The organism is Paraflavitalea sp. (genome assembly GCF_059502485.1).
Genome location: NZ_JCACET010000010.1, coordinates 2,285,803 through 2,305,393, shown reverse-complemented (window position 1 = coordinate 2,305,393; position 19,591 = coordinate 2,285,803). Strand labels below are relative to the sequence as shown.

Here is a 19,591-nt window from a genome sequence, read left to right as displayed (position 1 = left end):
CATGATAGTGCAAGATCAAATTTTCACTACCTCAATTTAGAATTACAACTATGGGGTAAACTATTAGAAAAACGATACAGAAATACCCTACTCGAACTTGAATGATACGCCGGATTTGACTTTTGATGGTACAATTTTAGGGCTGGCACCAATTGAAATTAGTGACAATAGAAAAATAACTATGAAACAATCATTATTATTCGATGCATAAATATCAGAATAACTAGTAAAATGCTTATTGTATTATATATTTTTGTATAGCATCAACCACGTACCATGGCCAAAATCTTAATAATCGACGACCATTCTATCATTAGAGTAGGCATTGCCTTTCTCATTAGGCAGGAAATACCCACCGCTGTAATAGACGAAGCAAAAAGCGGCGACGCTGCAGTAGCATTGCTCAAAAAAAATACTTACGAGCTCGTCATACTCGATGTTAATATCCCCGGTACAGATACGATTGACTTTATCAGTTATCTGTTGACAGCTACACCTCACTTGAACATTCTCATCTTTACCATGAACCCCGAAGAATGGTATGGCAGAAGATTCCTGAAAATGGGCGTCAAAGGCTTTCTCAATAAAGAATCACCCGAAGAAGAAATTAAAAAAGCGATCTGGACAGTCCTGAAGGGTAACCGTTATATCAGCCCTGCCCTGGCCCAGATCATATCCATGGACGCCCTGGAAAAAAAGAAAGACAACCCCTTTGATGAACTGAGCAACCGGGAGTTCGATGTAGCCATGCGTCTTACCCGCGGCGACTCGGTATCAGTAATTGCAGAGTCCCTCAACCTGCACGCATCCACCGTTGGCACCCACAAAGCACACATTTTCGAAAAACTGAACGTGCAAAACATTATTCAGTTAGCCGACCTCGCCCGGCTGTATGATGCCAATGGCATTTCGGGGAATAAAAGTTAACCGTATATTTAAGGCATGATAAGATGCCCTGACAGGCATCCACATGTGCCTATGAAGTTATCCCTACGGTATGGCTTAATAGCCATCCTTTTTCTATTTCAGTTATGCCCCGATGAAGTGGCCGCCCGGCAACCGCAGCCGTTCGCCAGCCAGTATGTGATCCATTACGATGATGAGAATGGATTGCCCTCCAATGATGTTACCGGTTTCGGAGAAGACAACAATGGCTACTACTGGTTTGCCACCCAATCAGGCGTCGTTAGATTCGATGGTATGGAATTCAGGCATTTTCATACCCGCAATGTCCCCACCCTCAGCTCAAACCGCATTTACTCCATCAACAGAGACGCAACCAACAACCTCTTTTTTCCAGACGAATCGGGCGGCATACATATTATACAACCGGATGGACAAGTAGTGCCGGTGGCAGGCGCTGTAGCCAGGTACAACTACCTCACCAGTCGCCATGGCTATGTAGTAGACATGCGTGCCTACCTGAAAAACAAAGCCGACTCGACACGCATTATGCAAGAATTGGTGGCCACTAAGTACTATACCGCCATGCAGGAGTTTTATCCCGACGATAAAGGCAACGTTTGGTTCATAAGCGGCGAAGACATCAACTATTTCAGCAAAGGACACTTTGAGCGCGTAGACAGGTACGACCTGAAAACATACCAGCACTTTTTTGTGAAAAGTACCCTTTTCACAGTAGATGCCGCAGGCAATATCCAGGCATACAGCCAAGGCAAAAAAACGAGCTACACAGCTTCATTACAACAACTCCTGTTACCGCTAAAAGAAACGGCCCGGTTCAACAGACAACAGTCTTCATTCTGCTCCAACACCACAGGCGCCTTCCTCCAGTTTCGCGACAAGTTGTATACATTCAACTTCGACGGACAAACATTGCAGCCAACCCTGCTATTACAACAACTACAGATCCCCCTTGTCAAAGACATTTTCTATTCAGCACGCTACCGCTTGTACATAGCGATCACCAGCACCAATGGCTTTTACCTCATAAAAGACCAGCCCTTTACCGTTCGTCGCTTCCGGGAAGGACTGGAAAATAACTTTTATGCCGCAGCCGAAATAGAGCCTATGAAAGTACTGGCCTCCAATGGCGTACTATTCACAAAAGACACGGCAACAAGAGTATACAGCTACGATTACATGGTCACCAATGCAATCCTGAAAGACAGGCAACAACAACTATGGTTCGTGGCAGGCGATACCCTGTTTTGTATGAACAGTAAACTGCAGGAAGTAAAGCGATGGATGATAAAAGATACCTACCTGGCCAGCATCGGACAGGATGAACAAGGAGATATATGGTTTAGCACCAACAATGGAATGGGTAGGGTAGCAAACGGTAAATTAGAAACCATCTATTCCCAGAACAATACATTCGGCCGCACCCAGTGCATGTTCCTGCTCAACGATACCACCATCTGGTTGGGCACCACCAAAGGCCTGTACGCTTTCAATAAAAAAAGCAAAATGATCACACCTATCGAAACCATGCAAGGCAGATACGTGCGGCACATGTACAGAGCAAAAGATGGTAGCCTGTGGATCGGTACCTATGGAGATGGATATTACACCTACAGAAATGGCCGGTTTATAGAACTGCCGCAAGACCGCATGGGCTACCTGGCCTATGCCCATTGCTTCATGGAAGATGACAAAGGATTCTTCTGGATTCCTACCAACAAAGGATTGTTTCAGGTACCTAAGCAGGCATTGGAATCGTGGCTGCAGAATGGTGATCAACAAGTATATTACTATTACTATGATAAAAACGATGGCTTTGGCACCAACGAATTCAATGGAGGCACCAGCCCGGTAGGCATCCGCTTGCAGGATGGCACCTTTTCCCTGCCATCCATGAAAGGACTGGTATGGTTCAACCCCTTACACGTGAAGCCCTTTTTACCGGCACAGGATATCCATGTCGACCGGGTGATGGTAGATACACAGGAAATAAAGTATACAGGTAGCCTGGCATTCAATCCCGGCTCTCGTAAAATGAGTTTCCGGATCAATTCACCCTATTTCGGCAACATAGCCAACTTCCAGCCAGAGTACAGGATTGGTGGAGTAGATAAACTATGGACACCGGTGCCATCCGATAATAACATCATCATCAATTACCTGCCACCAGGCAAGTATACCCTGGACGTTCGCCTGCGTCGCGGTTTTGAAGCAGACGCCTACACAACCAAATCGTTACCATTCTCCATAAAACCCCATTGGTACGAAACCCTGCTGTTCAAACTATTGCTTTCGCTGATTATATTACTATTGTTGGCAGTAGCAGTCTTTGGATACAACAAGCGTCAGGCCCAAAAGAATAAAAAAAGAGAACTCGACCTGGAGCGGCAGGTGAGAGAGCGGACACAGGAGCAGGCCATTACAGTAGAAAAGCTGGAACAGGCGGTACAGGAATTGAGAGCATCTGAAGAAAACCTGCACCAAAGCAACCTGCTGAAAGATAAACTCACCTCTGTTATTCTGCATGACATTCGCTCGCCATTACGCTTCATGAACATGCTTAGCAACCAACTCCACATGACCCTCTCTAAGGGGGATAACCAGCCCCTTACAGCCCTCACAATGGAACTGAAAAAATCGTCCGACCAGTTGGATGTATTTACACGCGAATTCCTGGTATGGCTCACCACACAACAATCAGGATTCAGGATACGCAACGAATACGTACAGGTACAGGAGATGTTCAACGAAGCAGAAGCCTTTTTCAGCAACATACTGAGTTGGAATGGCAATAAACTCGAAATGGAGACGGCAGAAGATATCCGCGTCTGGACAGATAAACAATTGATGCGGATCGTGCTCCATAACCTGATCGACAATGCCAATAAACACACGGAGAACGGTACCATCAGGATAAGCGCCCTGCTAAAAGAAAATGACCAGCTGGAAATAAAAGTAGTAGATACCGGCAAAGGCATGACCCACACCGAACTGGAGGTACTGCAAAACCGCCTCGAAGACGAAAGAAACCAGTTCATTACCGATAGCACAGGCAACCTGGGCTACCGGATCATTCGCGACTTCGTCACCAAGCTGCGCGGAAAGATCATGGTAGAAAGCCTGTACAACAAAGGAACTACCGTCACCATCATCATTCCCATTTTATGATCCCCCTGTCAACTTTTTGAACTGTTAACCTTTCAACCGTGTTGCAAAAAGATCCTCCCTCATCAACGATTCCCCCTCCGGCCGATTTCGTAAATTACAAGTAAGCACGAAGCCCGGAAATCTGGTAAGTAAAACTGGAAAGTTGCCATAAAAAATGGAACTATTTGATTATGAATCAAACGGCTCAAATAAGATATTCTTCGCCTTTCAAATCTAACCAGCCAGCCCTGGCTAAAAAGGTACCCTTGTCCGGACCTTATCCGGAGGTTATCCGGACCTTATCCGGAGGTTATCCGGACCTGGCTGTATAGCCCCTCCCACCCAGCCCCGCATTAGCTCCCTATCGGGCACCCCCAACATTCACCCACGATTTTTGTTATTTTCACGCCGCATTCCATACGATTGCATGCAAGACCCTACCAAATACCAGTTATTTCAAGAGGCGTTTCATACCTGGTATGAGCAACTCTGCCGGTATGCATTTACACTCACCAAAGAATATGACTCCAGCGAAGACATTGTCCAGGAAGTTTTTCTCCGCATATGGGAAAAGAAGCAGGAACTGATCGGCACAAAAGAGCTGAACTTCTATTTATTTGGCGCCGTGCGCAACAACTGCCTTACTTTCCTGGAAAAGAAGCACAAGAACATGGTCGGCGAACTGAGAGCAGAAGAAGTAGCCGATGTGCCGGTAGAGAGAGACCCGGAAAAAGAAAGCGGGAAAGATTACAATACCCTGCTGCAGGAAGCACTACAACAACTACCCCCCAAATGCCGGGAAGTATTTGTATTGAGCCGCATCAGCGACCTTACCTACCAGCAGATCAGTGAAACACTCGACATTTCCGTAAAGACGGTTGAGAACCACATGGGAAAGGCACTCAGGATATTACGCACCTTTGTCCGCGGGAAAAATGTCAGCATAATACCCCTCACCTTGTTTTTTCTTTACGGGGTAGGATAGGGGAAAGCAGGATTTTCATGTTATAATAATCAAAGGACCTAAATGTTACAGGAAGACCACATAGTAAACATCATTGTCAAAGACCAGCGCGGACAGGCTACAGCCGAAGACCTCGCCCTGCTAAACCAATGGCTGTCAGCAGATCCTGCCAACAAGCAGGAGTATGACGAGCTGGTACTGGCCTGGCAGGAAAGTGGCCGGCTCATGGCCGGGCAAACCTTCGACACCAGCGCCGCCTGGAACAAGATTGCTGCCCAAACAGGCGCTGGCAATACAAAAGAGACCCCGGTCCGCCACCTCCAATCCACTTCCTTCCTGTATAGAAAACGTTGGATGCTGGCCGCCGCCGTAATAGCCCTCTTTATTATCGGCGGGTATTTGTGGAGCAACTATCGTACAAACTGGCAGGAGTTGGTAGCCGATAACAACCAAACCCTGCGGCTGCCTGATGGTTCAACCGTACAATTGCGCAAAGGAGCCACCATTCAGTATCCCCTTACTTTTGAGGACGCAGAACGTATGGTACACCTCACGGGCGAAGCCTTCTTTGAAATTCAAAGAAATGAACACCAGCCCTTTATAATAAACACCAGCCATGCTGCTGTAAAAGTGCTGGGAACATCCTTCCTGGTCAATACTACCAAAGAGACCGATGAAGTAATAGTAGTCACGGGAAGAGTGAGCGTTACGAGCACCACCACCTCCGGCACGCAGGTACAACTTACAGCAGGCGAGCGTACCATACTTCAAAACGATGAGTTCCGGCAAAACCAGGTCACCAACGCCAACTATATCGCCTGGAATACCGGTTTGCTCGATTTTAAAAACGCCCCCCTCCAACAAGTATTGGAAGATATGCAGGACTATTACGAAGTTCCCATTACCCTTGATAATCAACACCAGGAGGCCATTTCAGCCATCAACGTTACAGTCCGTTTCGACCACCAGCCATTAGAACAGGCACTCGAAGAGATCAGGCTGATTACAGGTTTGAGCATGAAAAAAGAGGCCAATAAAGTAACCTTTTATATGAAATAAATAGTTCCTTTGTCGGGTCAACTGCACTAACCCCAACCTTTAGAACTTCAGGAACTATTTCATGAAAAGAGCTTTCTGCCTGCTGGCTTGCCTGTGCTGCTATATGCACATTGCTTTGGCGCAAAAGCTTGTCATTGCAGGACGTTCCTACTCACCCCCATTCGAAAAAGCATCCCTCAAAGAATTTCTGGACGCTATCAACCACAGTGGTAAAGCCATCATCGAATACGCCTCCAACAGTATCGACACGGGTAAAATAATACGCCTGACAGGTTCACCCACTACACTCGGCGCTGTGTTACAACAAGTACTCAAAGACCAGAAAATAACCATACTGGAGAAGAACGATAAGATCATACTCATCCCTTCGCCCGTACCACTGCCCGATGACTTTTTTATTACCTGGTATTCTATCTACGGACTCATTAAAGAAAACATAAGCGGAGAGCCACTGGCCGATGCTACCATATGGCAACCCTCACTCCAGAAAGGCAGCCTGTCCAACGGATTTGGACATTATACATTGATGCTGCCCGAAGGAAAACAAGTACTACTCATCACCTACGCAGGATACAATAGCCGGCGCGTGGAACTTGACCTGCGCGAAAATACCCGGATCGATCTTTCACTGGAACCCAAAAGCAACATACCGGAAGTAACAATTACATCAGAAAGCTCATCGGCTGCCAAAACCAGCGACCTGACCGGCGCTACGGAGAGCGTACAGGATATGTTTCTCGGAGAGCCCGATGTGATCCGCTCACTATACATGCAGCCCGGCATCAAGAACATTCCGGAAATAGCCAATGGCCTGTTAGTACGAGGCGGCAGTCCCGATCAGAACGTATTCCTGTTGGATGGCAACAAAGTCTTTAATCCCACCCACCTGTTAGGAACCCTGTTCATCATTAATAAATCCGCAGTCAAATCACTCAACCTCTACAAGAGCAATTTCCCGGCAAGATATGGAGGCGGGTTATCGTCAGTCATAGATGTCATCACCCGCGATGGCAACATGCAACAATGGAAAGGAGAAGCCAATGCAGGTGTACTGGCAGGATCATTTACCATCGAAGGACCCATTAAAAAAGACAAAGCAGCCATCATGCTATCGGTCCGGCACAGCTGGATAAACCCACTATTGCGACTGATGAAAGCAGATATCGGCGTCAACTTCTACGACCTGCATGCCAAATACACACAATGGCTGGGCAAAAAAGATAAGTTGATGCTCCATATATACACGGGGCAGGATAACCTCACATTACACCGTGACTATACAAACAACGTGCAACGCTGGGGCAACACAACAGGCTCGTTGGGGTGGAACAGGATATTAGGACCTAAAGCATTTATCAATACCTCCATCAACTTCAGCCGCTATAGGAACATTGCCGGCTTCCGTTACAATCTATACGACAGTACAGGAGTTTCCATGCAAAACAGAGTATACAATACATACTCTTCGATTCAACAATTCAATGCACAAACCCGGCTGGAATTTGCTGCTACCAATTCCGTACGGCTGATCACAGGAGTGAAAGCCAATCTTACCAAAGTACGACCCTTTGATTCCAATATCTCGACAGAGTTCTTTGAAAAGCCCGACGACTTCTCCGATTTCCCACCCATTTCATTCCAGGAAGGAGTATACTTTCTGGAAAGCGAGATCAGGGCCGATAAACAATTCTTTTTGCGTCCCGGTATACACATATCCCATTTCAGAAACAACGAGTTTAAATACACTTCCTGGCAGCCTCGCCTGTATGCCACCTACCGGTTGAACAAACACCATCAGCTTAGCCTCTCCTACAACCACATGACCCAATACCTGCACCTGGTCACCAACCCATACCTGGGTATCAACGGCGATGCTTGGGTACCCAGTACTAAGATGTTGAGTCCGGAAGAAAGCGATATGATCAACGTTGGATACACCTGGCGGGATAATAAAAAACTCATCATTACAGCAGAAGTCTATTACAAAGAACTCAGGAACGTGACCAATTATGTAGAAGGAAAGAACCTGTTTTTGAATACAGCCGATTGGGAGCAGAACGTGCAGTCGGGTAGAGGATGGTGCTATGGGGTGGAAACAAAGATGGAAAAGACGGCAGGCAAATGGTACCTGCAAATAGGATACACCCTCGCATGGAACTGGCGCCACTTCAAGGGCATTAACAACGATGAGAAATTCCCCTTTAAATACGACCGCAGGCACAGCCTGAATACGGCAGCAACCTATAACCTGAATACACATTGGAACTTCTCTATGGTGTGGACGTTTTCAACAGGCGACGTATTTACCCTGCCCGATAGAGGTTACCCTGATTTTGATGACGCCCAGCAAGTATTCAATCCCCTGTCACCAAAAGAATACCGGTTGATCTATCACTCATCCGCCGTCAACCAGTACCGCACATTACCATACCACCGGTTGGATATGGCAGCCACCTATGAACAACAACACAACAGCAAACTCCTGTCGCGCGTCACGTTTGGTGTATACAACATATACGGTTCACCCAACCAATACGTGTACGACCTGGAAGGCACCATGGGCAAACGCTCACTGGTTGTGTCTACCCAATACCAGTTCTTCAAGATTACCCCCTACGTATCCTATACACTTGTATTTTAAAACATGCATACAAAACAACCACCATACCACACAAAACAAATGATCAACAAAAGTTGGTGGTGGATCAGTATGCTATTACTGATAGCAGGAGCATCCTGCAAAAAAGGATTTACATCCGATCAGTTTGAAGACGATCAACTCGTAATACTCGCTGAGATATCAGCCCTCGATTCAGTAAAAGTGCCAATAGGAAAAACCATCAAAGTGGGCAATGGCAGCCTCATACGATTTGAAAAAGTAAACGACGCCACAGTTACACTGACAGAAGAAAACAGTCGTACCTGGCTACTGCAGCCGAGCTATGCCTGGCAATATGCAGGCAACCCCACCACCATATTCACCAACAGAAAACGATATAAGGCCGGCACCCGGTATTCCATCGAGGTAAAACATCCCACGATGGGAGTCGTTACCGCCACTACTCAAATACCCCAGATACCTAAGTGGACAATAGTTGATACCAGCACCGAAACATTCCAGGGTAAAAAAGTGCTGGCGGTAGACATTACATTCCAGGATCCGGCCGGCAAAGAAGACTACTACATAATAGAAGCCGTAAAAGAACTCCTGAAGCCGGGCCGCAGCTTTTTTTACCGCGGGGTGCGCTACGATTACAATACCCCACAGGGCAAAACCCTGTACGACCAGGTAAAAAATACGCCCGGCGTGTATTTGTTCAATGATACCGTATCCATCAATAAATACCTCCGGCTGGAGCTACATACCCAGGACGCTGCTACCGAAAACGCCCGGCTCGACAACCTCGATAACCCCTTCCGCCGTTTGTTTTTGACCGACAAAACCTTCGATGGTCAATCCTACACCATACGATTTTACGTTGATAAGCAGTTTTTTATAGCCAACGAACCCATGCAAAAAGGCCGGGTTCACCTCCAGTTCAAAGCAGCCAGCAAAGAACTATTCGATTACCTCCTCGAATACGAAAAATACAAAGCTGACTTCGGCGCCATTCCTGCCAACCAACTGCCATCACCCCGGGGCAACATTAGCAAAGGCGGCCAGGGCATATTTGGCGGTTCCGCCAAAAGAGAGCGCATCTACTACTTCGACCAGCTCTGGTAGTTTTTCCCTCGTTGCCTCAATGCCTTGCTGCCTCGTTGCCTAAAAAAAGTTCTCCCTCCAATAGGGGTATCTCCCTTTTACCGGTTTTCCTACCATAGAAGCACCTACACTTATCCTGCACATCCACCTGTGATATTTTTTAATGCCCTAAACGTTAGCACTATTATGAGCCTTCCAAAGCTTTCACCGGTTATTGTCAACATGTCCGGACTAATGCAGGTAAGTACGCCCAAACCCACAGAGCTTAAAATAAGCGCAGTGATCATTACCTGGAATGAAGAAAAGATCATACGCAAAACGCTGTCCCGCCTGTCATGGTGCGATGAAATAATCATTGTCGACAGCCACAGTACCGACAAAACAGTGGCTATTTGCAAGGAGTTTGGATGCGATGTATATACCCGCACATTCGATGGATACGGTTCCCAGAAACAATTTGCCATAGCCAGGGCCACCAACGATTGGGTACTTTGCCTCGATGCCGATGAAATACCTACCGAAGAGCTGGTACAGGAAATCAGGAGCATCCGCCCCGATACAGCCTATGCAGGCTTTTCATTTCCCATGAACCTCGTTTTCCTTGATAAAGAATTCCGGCATGGGAAAGAAAGTGGCCGCTATTTCACACGCCTGTTCAACCGACAGAAAGGAGGCGTAACATGCGATAGAGTGCATGAAAGTTTCAAGGTAGAAGGCCAGGTAAAAAAACTGGAACACACCATTCTCCATTACAGCTACACCAGCATACACCAGTGCATCGAAAAACTCAACCGATACTCCGCTTTATCAGCCGAAATAGCCTATGGAAAAGGAAAGCGCAAATCGGCCCTGGCCGTATTCATGGGGCTTCCCTTTAATTTCTTCAAATATTATCTGCTGGAACGCAATTGCCTCAATGGCATGAAAGGCTTTTACTGGTCGGTCTTTTCCGCCTACTACCACTTTATGAAATATGTGAAGTTGAACGAGTTGAACCAAAGGAGGACCATTCCTATAGCAGATGCCGCTTACGCATAGCCATTAAACAACCTATCCCAATCCACCCAAAAACAACACCTTGTCTGTTGCAGTGAAGCACCCGCTGAGGGTTTTAATGTACCATAAGATCTCTGCCCACGGAATAGCCGACCCACTTACCGTTCCGGTGAACCACTTGGAAGCCCAGCTCCATTACCTGAAGCAGGAGGGCTACAATACCATACAGCTAAGCGACCTGGTAAAATATATCCGGCAGGGAACGCCCCTGCCCGAAAAACCCGTATTGATCACCTTCGATGATGGCTACCGGGACAACTTTACCGCCGGCTACCCCTTATTCGAGCGATATGGGCTCAAAGCCAACATTTTCCTGGTACCCACTTTCCTGAAAGAGCGCGCTGCAGAGGCGTCAGACTACCTGAGCCTGGAAGATATGCAGGCAATGGACCCCCGTCTGGTGGAATACGGCCTGCATTCATACGACCATAAAAGCTATAAAACATTGTCCCCTGCGGAGATGGAGACAGACCTGCGGCAATGCAGCGGCATGCTTGCCCGGAAGGGAGTCAATTTTCAGCCCTGCCTGGCTTTTCCCTACGGCGCATACCCCAAAAAAAATGCAGATGGACATCGCGAATTCCTCGAAATACTGGCAGCCGGAGGAATAGTAGCAGCTTTCCGCATTGGCAACCGGCTGAATACATTGCCCCTTCGTAACCCCCTTCTTATTCAACGACTTGATATACAGGGAAACAACAATTTTAAAAAATTTACCCAGCTTCTACGCAATGGAAAGACCTTGTTTGGGTACCTTTAGCGGATGAAGAGAGACTTCGGCCCCCTTAATTCTTTTTTCGACAAGATTTACATACTCACTCTACCACGATTGCAAGACAGGATCGAGGCGTTTACACGTGAATTAGACGGATTGAATTACGAAATTTTCTATGGTATAGATAAAGAACAGGTAACCCTCGATGCACTAAAGCAACAAGGCATCTACAGCACAGCTGCATATACCGACTTCTATAAACGACAACCCGACATGGCCACCGGCATGCTATGCTGTTCACTGGGCCACGTCAAAATATACGAATCCATCATTGCCAACCAGTATGAGCGCGTGCTGATACTGGAAGACGACGCCTTCCCACTTCCCGAAAACCTGCCCCTTTTTTCTCAGATGATGAAAGAACTTCCGGCAAATTGGGAGGTATTCTACCTCGGCTATGAGAACAATGAGGTCTTCGGGTGGAAGCAAACGGTCAAACGGATGTACTACCTGACATTCCCTTTCCACACATCGTTGCGTTTGTCCCGCACAATATTTGCCAACTATTATCCCAAGCCCCTTTCCACCCATGTAGCCAGAGCAGGTTTCCATGATTGTACCCATGCCTATGCGGTGACCCTGGAAGGCGCCAGGAAATTGTTGAAGCTCCAGACACCTGTTGTCTACAATGCCGACAACCTGCTGTCATACGCCATCACCACCGAACAAATAAAAGGCTACATAGGAAGACCCAAACTATTCAAACAACGTACAAACACCTACGAATTCAGCTCCCTCACTGGTAGTTAAGCATTACTGTCTTTTGTCATTTTGAAGTAAACTCGCTTTTTCTGTCATTTCGAACGACACTCACTCTTTTTTGTCATTTCGAACGGAGCGATAGCGAAGTGAGAAATCCGCCTGCGAAGCAAAGGAAAATCGAAGAAGAGATGTCGAAGCAAAAGGAATTGCCCGGTCCTTTAGGGCCGGGAAGAAGATCGCCCTCCCTTTGGGCTTTAGCCCAATCAACTCGACTTCCTCACAATCAATTCCGTCTTCAACACCCGGATAATAGACTTCCATTCCGAGATGTCCCGATTGATCTGGTCCACCAGCAGCTGCGCAGCAGTGCTGCCGATCTCCTTCACAGGTTGCGACACGGTCGTCAATGACGGCTCGATCAACCCCGAAGCATAGTCGTTACTAAAACCCACAATAGCAATATCCTTGGGAACCTGCAATCCCTTCTTCTTGACAATTTGCAAAGCCTCGATAGCAGTAGGGTCATTAATAGCAAAGATGGCATCAGGAGGATTGTCCAGCCGCAACAGGTGATTCACATAGATCTTCACCTTGGCAATCGTAAGATCATAAGGAATGATCAACTCCTCATCGATGGGAATATTATACTTCTTAAGCGCATCACGATAACCCCGTAACCTTTTTACACTGATAGGCAAAGTATCCGGACCCGCTAAGTGAGCGATCCTTTTCTTCTTGCGCTTGATCAAATGCTCCACAGCACGGAAAGCCCCCTCATAATCATCCACTACTACTTTGGGCACATTCATATCCTCACACACGCGGTTGAAGAAAACGATGGGAATACCCTTGCGTTCAAACACCTTCAAGTGATCGAAGTTTCTCGTCTCCTTTGTGAGCGATACGAGCAAACCATCTACCTGATTGGCCAACATCAATCGTGTATTCGCCACTTCTGTTTCATAAGTTTCATTCGAGTGACCGATGATGATATTATACCCCTCTTTAGCAGCAACCTCCTGCGCGCCCATGATCACCTGTGGGAAATAAGAACTAATAAACTCAGGAACAATAATGCCGATAGTGTTACTCTTTTTATTGAGCAAACTGATCGATAACATATTTCTTTGATAGTCGAGCTGCTCCGCGAGCTCAAGAACGGCCTTGCGAGTTTTTTCACTGACACTGGGATGGCCAGTCAATACACGGGATACAGTAGACTTAGATAAATTGAGCTTTTCGGCAATGTCTACAATCGTTATCTGGTGACGTTTCATTAATAGCGATTTTCGATTAATGATATTTTAAGAAACCCGGATACAAAGAAAAGGTAAATTACATCAATATGGGAATGTTCCCGTAAAATGGGAATGTTCCCACAAATAAATAAGCCGTACTTTTTTTGCTTTACTGTCCCTATTCGGCATTTTTGTTTAAGAAGTTTCGCCGTATGAAAAAAACATTGCCTGCAATTCATCTTGCCCTGCTTATGCTTGTAGTACTCTTCACTACAGCCGCTTATGCACAAACACCCGCTACAACAAAAGTCATTACCGGTAAAATTACCAACGCGGAAAATGAACCGTTGGAAGGAGTGACCGTACAGGTAAAGGGAAAACAACAATCAGTCATTACCAACGAAAATGGTATCTACAGCATTACCATCGACAAACCCCAGGGTGTAACATTAGTGTTCTCCTCTGTGGGATTTTTGGAGAAAGAAGTAAAGCTCAATGCCAACACTACATTATACAATGTAAAGCTCGATCACAATCCCAAAGACATGGAAGATGTGGTCGTGATCGGTTATGGAACCGTGCAGAAGAAAGACCTTACCGGGTCAGTGGGACAAGTAAAAGTAGCAGAGATAAAAAAAGCACCCGTAGCCTCTTTTGAAGATGCACTGGGAGGCCGCGTAGCAGGCGTGCAGGTGGGCGCTGTAGATGGCCAGCCAGGCAGTAGCAACCTCATCACCATCCGTGGTGGCAACTCCATCACTCAAAGCAATGCACCATTATATGTAATCGATGGGTTCCCCGTTGAAAACCCCAGCAACAACGTCTTCAACCCCGACGATCTTGAATCCATCGAAGTACTGAAAGACGCTTCTGCCACAGCTATCTATGGAGCTCGTGGTGCTAACGGCGTTATCATCATTACCACCAAAAAAGGAAAAGCAGGCGCGCCGGTTGTCACCTACAATGCCTGGTACGGTTTGCAGAAAGAGATCAACCGCCAGGAAGTAATGAGCCCTTATGAATTTGTAAAATACCAATTAGAACTACAGCCTACACAGTCTACCGATCTATACCTCAAAAATGGGAAAACGCTCGACTACTACAGGAATGTCCCCGGCGTTAACTGGCAGGATGAAATATTCCGCACAGCGGCCATGCAAAACCACAGCCTTTCAATAAGTGGCGGCAGTGGTGGAACACGCTATGCGCTTTCCGGAAATATACTCGACCAGGATGGCATTCTTATCAATAGTGGGTTTCAACGTGCTCAGGGAAGAGTAGTACTGGACCAGACAGTGAATTCAAAACTGAAAGTAGGCGTCAATATTAACTATTCATCACTGAAGACAACGGGCCAGATCGCTACCAATGGTGGCGACAATGGCATCAACGCCTCCTCCTATTTATTCTATAGCGCCTGGGGCTATCGCCCGATAACAGGAGATTCCTTGAGCGACCTCAGCTTTTCAGAAGATGCGTTCGATGCAGGCATTACCAATACTTCCGACCTGCGCGTAAATCCGATCATATCAGCTAAGAACGCGTACAACGTTGCTTTTACAAATGCGCTCTTTGCCAATGCCTACCTTGAATACAAAGTCATGAAGAACCTCACACTGCGTGTAACAGGTGGCATAACAAGAAATGCAGTTCGCAGAGAGATCTTCAACAACTCACAAACAGCCGCTGGTAACCCACGTACCGTGTATGGAGCTACCAATGGCGTCAATGGCTCTGTTAACAACAACATTTTAAGCAGTTGGCTGAATGAAAATACCCTTACATGGAACAAGCGCTTCAATAAAAACCATATATTGAATGTTGTAGGCGGCTTCACATTACAGAAGACCAAAACACTCATAGATGGTTTCTCCGCCAATAAAGTACCCAACGAATCCCTGGGCATCAGCGGCCTTGATGAAGGTACGCCGCTGGTAAACATATCTTCTGAGTCCGAAGCTGCACAGGCATCATTCCTCGGAAGGGTCAACTATACCCTGTTCTCAAAATACCTGTTCACAGCTTCCTTCCGTGCAGATGGTTCATCCAAATTTGCAAAAGACAACAGATGGGGTTACTTCCCCTCAGGTTCAGTCGCCTGGCGTATTAGTGAAGAAAATTTCATGAAGAAACTGCCCTGGATATCGGATGCCAAGCTGCGCGTGAGCTATGGTATCACCGGCAACAACCGTGTATCAGATTTCTCCTACCTCTCGGTGTTGAGACAAACAGGCTTCACCAATGGTAGTGCAAATACTACACCAGGCTACTATTTCAATGGCATACACATCCCGGGTTCAGCACCAGTAGAAGTAGGCAACACAGACCTGAAATGGGAGCGCACCGCACAAACAGATGTGGGCCTTGATCTCGGATTCCTCAATAACCGCATTGCCATCTCAGTAGATTATTACTATAAGAAGACGAGCGATCTGTTGCTCAATGCAAACCTTGCTTCATCTTCCGGTTACCTCAATGGCTTTAAGAACATCGGTAAAGTATCCAACCAGGGACTTGAATTTACCCTCAATACCGTTAATATCAATAACAAGAACTTTGGCTGGAACACCAACTTCAATATAGCCTTCAATAGAAATAAAATACTGGAGTTGAACTACGACCAGCCAAGCATCACTACCCGCCTGCAAGGCTGGAACGACAACTTCAACAACTCACTCCCTTACCTCGCCAAACCTGGCATGCCGGTGGCCCTGTTTTTCGGCTACCTCGCAGATGGGTTATACCAGGTAGATGATTTTACACAACTGCCCAACGGTTCTTATGTGCTGAGAGAAGACGTGCCCAACAACGGCCAGGACAGAGCCCTCATTAAACCCGGTTTTGTAAAATACGTGGATATTAACGGAGATGGCGTTGTGAATGCCAACGACCAGACATTTATTGGCAATCCACTTCCTGTTCACATTGGAGGATTCTCCAACAACTTCCGCTACTACAATTTCGATCTCAACGTATTCTTCCAATGGTCCTATGGCAATGACATCCTCAACGGTAACCGCACTGTATTTGAAGGAATGGAAGGAAGACCCTACCTGAATATGTATAAATCATTTGAGAACAGGTGGACACCAGAGAATACGAACACAGATATGCCAGTTGCCGGCGTCACCAGTCCCAACGTATATTCCACGCGCCTCATCGAAGATGGATCCTTTCTGCGGCTGAAAACAGTGTCGCTCGGCTACAACCTGCCGGCACAAGTACTGAAACGCATAAAAATTCAGGGCATCAGAGTCTACGCTGCTGCGCAGAATCTGTACACCTGGACCAATTACTCCGGCGTAGATCCTGAAGTGTCTGTTAGAAATACAGCATTGACACCGGGCTTCGACTGGTCAGCCTATCCCAAGGCAAGAACGATCACACTGGGACTTAACGTAACATTCTAACGAATAAAAAGCTTCGAATATGAACGCTAAACGAAAAACTTGTAACCTGCAACCTGTAACCTGTAACTATTTGTTACTGATCATCCTTTCAGTTGCATTACTAAGTTCTTGTAATAAATTCCTCGACACAAAACCCGTCGACTCTATTACTCCCGATACCTATTATAAAACACAGGAAGACCTCAACAGGGCCCTCGCAGCTGTATACGACAGGCTGGGCGACCGTCGCACCTACGGTAGCGCCTTATATGGATACCTTGCCTTTAGCGACGAGTTTTACCTGAAAAGCCAGTTGACAGGCTATATGTCCAATACCATCGATGCATCCATGCTGGAGCTGAACCGCTGCTGGGAAGCATTGTATGTTGGCATCGAACGCGCCAACATGCTGCTGGACCACCTCGATGGCGCCCTGGTAAGCGACTCTTCAAAAAACGAAGTAAAAGGACAGACGTTGTTTTTAAGAGCCTTCTACTACTTTAACCTTGTAGATAATTGGGGAGCTGTACCATTAAAACTCACCTCTACCAAATCACCAACAGAACCACCTCTGCCTCGTGCCTCCGTAGCAGACATATATGCCCAGATCGTAAAAGACTTAAAAGACGCAGAAGGATTGGCGCGTGATATAACCTACTATGGCTACAACGGTCGCATTTCCAAAACGGCTGTACAAGCCATGCTGGCAAGGGTATACCTTACCATGGCAGGATATCCCTTGCAGGATGAAGCAAAATATGCGGATGCAAAGACATATGCAGAGAAGGTAATCACATCCAACTTACACGCTTTGAATCCGAGCTTTTCACAGATATTCATCAACCTCGCACAGGATAAATACGACATCAAAGAATGCTTGTGGGAAATAGAATATTACGGCAACAACCAGGGCATTGTACGCGAGGGCGGCTATGTAGGCTCCTGGATGGGACTCTATTGCCCGAACATCGATACAGGGTTTGCCTATGATTATGTACATGCTACCCGCAAATTGTACGATGCTTACGAAGCCGGTGATCTCAGGAGAGATTGGACCATAGCACCCTACCGTTTCAATCCCAGTGGCACCGGCGGCAACCTTGTTAAAGTAACAAGAACCAATTGGGGACCCACAGAGATCTACGAACGAAGCGCCGGTAAATACAGAAGAGAATATGAGCTGGTCAGGCCAAGAGACCAGGACTTTACAACCATTAATTTCCCCATGATCCGTTATTCCGACGTACTACTCATGTTTGCAGAAGCCGAGAACGAGATCAACGGACCTACAGCAGCAGCCTACGATGCCATTAACAAGGTGCGCAGACGCGGATTTGGAAAAGCGGTAGAAGTAGCCGATCCTACCGCCGACCTGCCGGCCGGACTCGCGCAAGTTGATTTTTCCGAAGCCGTTAGAGCAGAACGTTTCCGTGAGCTGTCCTATGAAGGCATCAGAAAACATGACCTGCTCCGTTGGGGAAACTATGTGTTGACAATGCAACAAATGGTAACGGCATACCAGACGAACATGCCTGCTACGCTTTCACCTGCCGCAATAGGACAGGCGAGCAGAATAACTTCCAGGAGTGTCCTGTTCCCGATACCCAACAGCGAAATAGCAGTCAACCCCAATCTGTCACAAAACCCCGGCTGGTAATATTAATAATCAAGCTAAGGGTGGGTCGCCCTCCAAGGGCGGCTCACCCTGAACAAAAGAACCCACAGCTATGAATAAAATACTTTCCTTCTTCACAATATGCCTGCTGGCAGTTTCCTGTACCAAACGGGACACGATCAGCGCACCGGTATTTGATGTAACCACGGCATCCACCACCTACAAAGTAGGCGACTCGATCATATTTAAATTTACCGGCGATCCACAGAACATCGTGTTCTGGTCGGGCATGCCGGGCAGCGTATACGAATACAGAGATAGGTTATTTACCACCGACAATAAGCTGCTCGTTAAATTCAACACCTACCAGCAGTTTGGCATCCGCAACAACATGACCGTGCTGGTATCCAATAACTTTAATGGCACTTACGACACTACGAATGTAAAAGCAGCTACCTGGACTGATATCACCAACCGGGTCACACTTTCACAAGGCGCCGACCAGGTACAATCAGGCACAGTAGACATGTCGGAGTTTACAGATGGCAACAAATCGGCCACCGTTGCATTCCGGTATATTACTACCACCATCCAATCCCAGAACAGATGGGTGATCCGTACCTTCAATGCCGACAACCAGGCGCCAGATGGTACCATTACGCCCATGGCCAACATGACTACGGCAGGCTGGAAGGCAGTAAGCTTCCAAAACCCGGCAGCCGTGTGGTCAATTACCAGTGCACAGTTACTGTTACAAGGCAGTGCCAACGCACTCGACGATGATTGGGTGTTGACAAGAAGCTTTAACCCCAATGCGGCGGTACCTGACAAAGGCGTAGCCATTAAGAACATTACTACCAGCCTCACCCAATATGCGGCCACAGGCGTATATACAGTACCCGGCACCTATAAAGTAGTATTTGAAGTCACCAATGCAACCTATGTAAACGATAAAGTAGAAAGCACACTGAAAGAAATTACGTTAACAATAACGCCATAACACCCACCGTCCTTTACCT

13 protein-coding genes are annotated in these 19,591 nt (G+C 46.8%); 12 read left to right on the top strand and 1 reads right to left on the bottom strand.

The genetic code is table 11. The features are described 5' to 3' along the window. Nucleotides 1-276: 276 nt before the first annotated feature. From AC5JBY_RS26415 to AC5JBY_RS26375, 9 genes are all read left to right on the top strand, one after another. Nucleotides 277-927 carry a response regulator gene (locus tag AC5JBY_RS26415; RefSeq protein WP_495907673.1) on the top strand — a complete coding sequence of 217 codons (651 nt, stop codon included), beginning with the start codon at nt 277-279 and terminating at the stop codon, nt 925-927. Nucleotides 928-978: 51 nt separating this feature from the next. Continuing rightward, nucleotides 979-4,092 carry a ligand-binding sensor domain-containing protein gene (locus tag AC5JBY_RS26410; protein ID WP_495907672.1) on the top strand — a complete coding sequence of 1,038 codons (3,114 nt, stop codon included), beginning with the start codon at nt 979-981 and terminating at the stop codon, nt 4,090-4,092. Nucleotides 4,093-4,498: 406 nt separating this feature from the next. Next, complete coding sequence (locus AC5JBY_RS26405; protein ID WP_495907671.1) at nt 4,499-5,056, top strand: RNA polymerase sigma-70 factor; 558 nt, start codon at nt 4,499-4,501, stop codon at nt 5,054-5,056. Between the two features lie 42 nt (nt 5,057-5,098). Beyond that, nucleotides 5,099-6,094 carry a FecR family protein gene (locus AC5JBY_RS26400; protein WP_495907670.1) on the top strand — a complete coding sequence of 332 codons (996 nt, stop codon included), beginning with the start codon at nt 5,099-5,101 and terminating at the stop codon, nt 6,092-6,094. Between the two features lie 61 nt (nt 6,095-6,155). Continuing rightward, nucleotides 6,156-8,735 carry a TonB-dependent receptor gene (locus AC5JBY_RS26395; RefSeq protein ID WP_495907669.1) on the top strand — a complete coding sequence of 860 codons (2,580 nt, stop codon included), beginning with the start codon at nt 6,156-6,158 and terminating at the stop codon, nt 8,733-8,735. A gap of 3 nt (nt 8,736-8,738) precedes the next feature. Then, nucleotides 8,739-9,818, top strand: a complete 1,080-nt coding sequence (locus AC5JBY_RS26390; protein WP_495907668.1) for a DUF4249 domain-containing protein — start codon at nt 8,739-8,741, stop codon at nt 9,816-9,818. A 165-nt stretch (nt 9,819-9,983) separates the two neighbouring features. Beyond that, entirely contained in the window at nt 9,984-10,835 is an 852-nt protein-coding gene (locus AC5JBY_RS26385) for a glycosyltransferase family 2 protein (protein WP_495907667.1), read from the top strand. Nucleotides 10,836-10,875: 40 nt separating this feature from the next. After that, nucleotides 10,876-11,613, top strand: a complete 738-nt coding sequence (locus AC5JBY_RS26380; RefSeq protein WP_495907666.1) for a polysaccharide deacetylase family protein — start codon at nt 10,876-10,878, stop codon at nt 11,611-11,613. Between the two features lie 3 nt (nt 11,614-11,616). Then, the gene (locus tag AC5JBY_RS26375) at nt 11,617-12,378 is read left to right on the top strand and encodes a glycosyltransferase family 25 protein (protein ID WP_495907665.1); all 762 of its coding nucleotides are present in this window, start codon (nt 11,617-11,619) and stop codon (nt 12,376-12,378) included. Between the two features lie 215 nt (nt 12,379-12,593). On the opposite strand, the gene AC5JBY_RS26370 is transcribed toward AC5JBY_RS26375, so the two are convergent. Then, nucleotides 12,594-13,607 (bottom strand): LacI family DNA-binding transcriptional regulator, encoded by a 1,014-nt coding sequence (locus AC5JBY_RS26370; protein ID WP_495907664.1) that lies wholly within the window; start codon nt 13,605-13,607, stop codon nt 12,594-12,596. A gap of 173 nt (nt 13,608-13,780) precedes the next feature. On the opposite strand from AC5JBY_RS26370, the gene AC5JBY_RS26365 reads away from it, so the two are divergent. The 3 genes from AC5JBY_RS26365 (at nt 13,781) to AC5JBY_RS26355 (ending at nt 19,572) form a co-directional block, all read left to right on the top strand. Then, entirely contained in the window at nt 13,781-16,978 is a 3,198-nt protein-coding gene (locus tag AC5JBY_RS26365) for a SusC/RagA family TonB-linked outer membrane protein (protein ID WP_495907663.1), read from the top strand. 19 nt (nt 16,979-16,997) lie between these two features. Next, complete coding sequence (locus tag AC5JBY_RS26360; protein ID WP_495907662.1) at nt 16,998-18,614, top strand: RagB/SusD family nutrient uptake outer membrane protein; 1,617 nt, start codon at nt 16,998-17,000, stop codon at nt 18,612-18,614. 70 nt (nt 18,615-18,684) lie between these two features. Beyond that, nucleotides 18,685-19,572: a DUF5017 domain-containing protein gene (locus tag AC5JBY_RS26355; RefSeq protein ID WP_495907661.1), complete on the top strand. Its 888-nt coding sequence runs from the start codon at nt 18,685-18,687 to the stop codon at nt 19,570-19,572. The last annotated feature ends 19 nt before the right edge of the window (nt 19,573-19,591 follow it).